This is a genomic window from Micromonospora sp. NPDC049891 (genome assembly GCF_040660295.1).
Classification (GTDB): domain Bacteria; phylum Actinomycetota; class Actinomycetes; order Mycobacteriales; family Micromonosporaceae; genus Micromonospora.
In genome coordinates this window covers 1-1,141 of the sequence record NZ_JBFAML010000089.1, presented here as the reverse complement: position 1 = coordinate 1,141, position 1,141 = coordinate 1, and the positions used below count along the sequence as shown (strand labels likewise).

3 protein-coding genes are annotated in these 1,141 nt (G+C 55.7%); all 3 read left to right on the top strand.

Annotated elements, in window-relative coordinates:
• Positions 1-676, top strand: a 676-nt coding sequence (locus tag AB0I71_RS32620; RefSeq protein ID WP_357591221.1) for a recombinase RecT, incomplete at its 5' end; no start/stop codon positions are given.
• On the top strand, positions 670-855 hold the full coding sequence (locus tag AB0I71_RS32615) for a hypothetical protein (RefSeq protein ID WP_047730591.1): 186 nt from the start codon (positions 670-672) through the stop codon (positions 853-855). The genes AB0I71_RS32620 and AB0I71_RS32615, both read left to right, overlap by 7 nt.
• 63 nt (positions 856-918) lie before the next feature.
• Positions 919-1,131 (top strand): excisionase family protein, encoded by a 213-nt coding sequence (gene xisR / locus AB0I71_RS32610; RefSeq protein WP_047730590.1) that lies wholly within the window; start codon positions 919-921, stop codon positions 1,129-1,131.
• Positions 1,132-1,141 lie beyond the last annotated feature (10 nt).

The window sequence follows — 1,141 nt, the reverse complement described above, 5'->3', positions numbered from 1 at the left end:
CGGCGCGTTCGCTTACGCCAAGATGCGCAGCGGCGAACTGCAATTTGAAGTGATGAACCTGCAGGACATTGAGAAGGTTCGCGCGGCGAGCAAGAACAGCGACAGCGGCCCGTGGGTTAACTGGTTCGAGTCTATGTCCAGAAAATCCGTCATGCACCGTCTGTGCCGGCGGCTGCCGAATAACTCCGAGATCATGGAAATGCTCGAGCGCGGGCAAGAGATGGTTTGGCATAAAGAGAAAGACGTCACGCCGGACACCCGCGTAAGCGCCGGCCAGCTGATCGAGGCGGCTGATAAGGCGCCGGAGCCAGTTACTGAAAATTCAGAGCCTGAAAAGATTGCTGAGGATATTCGCGGCAGCATCGAGAAGATCACCACCACCGCACAGGCGACGGACCTACGCGCCTCAGTTGAAGAACTGAAAGCGCAGCTGGGGATCACCCTGTACACCGAGCTGAAAAACAAAATCGTGAAGCAGCACCACCGACTGAACGCGATTGCCGGCCTGGGTGCGTCGATCGATACGGCCGGCAAGAACGGCGGCACCACAAGCCAGGAACGGGCAGAGCTAGGCGCCCTTCTGCATCGCTCTGCGCGGTTCCTGAGCGCTGACGAGGTTCAGCGCTATCAGCAGGCGATCGATGACCTGTCGCCGGCGCAGGAGGCGGCATGCTGACACTTATCGGCTTCCTCCTTTTGGTAAGCCCGTGCGGCCACGATGCCTGCGATGCTTTGCCGGTATCAGAGCGGATTTACTCGAGCTTCGACCAGTGCGAACGAATGAAGGAAGCAATCCAATTGCGCCGCCCGCGCGCCGTTCTGTACTGCGACGGCGTTTACAGCACTGAAAAATGATTTTCGAAAATCAAAATAGTAACGGCCAGCACGATAATCTGCTGGCCGATCATGAGGTGAAGTATGCCGCAAGTGATCTTTAATGAAGAGTGGGTTGTTGAAGATAGGCTTAAAGCAAAGACGGGCCTTAGCGATCGACAAATAGAAAAATATCGCCAAGGGTGTTGGATTGAAGGGGTGCATTTCAAGCGGGTTGCATCCAGTGGCCAACGTGCCGTACGCGGAGTCACTTGGTACAACTACCCGGAGATTAATAAGATGGTTCAGGATGCGTGATGGCAAAAGC

What these genes read in the sequence shown, in the direction of transcription:
- AB0I71_RS32615 (WP_047730591.1), top strand. Translation starts at nt 670, where the DNA reads ATGCTGACACTTATCGGCTTCCTCCTTTTGGTAAGCCCGTGCGGCCAC.
- xisR (WP_047730590.1), top strand. Translation starts at nt 919, where the DNA reads ATGCCGCAAGTGATCTTTAATGAAGAGTGGGTTGTTGAAGATAGGCTT.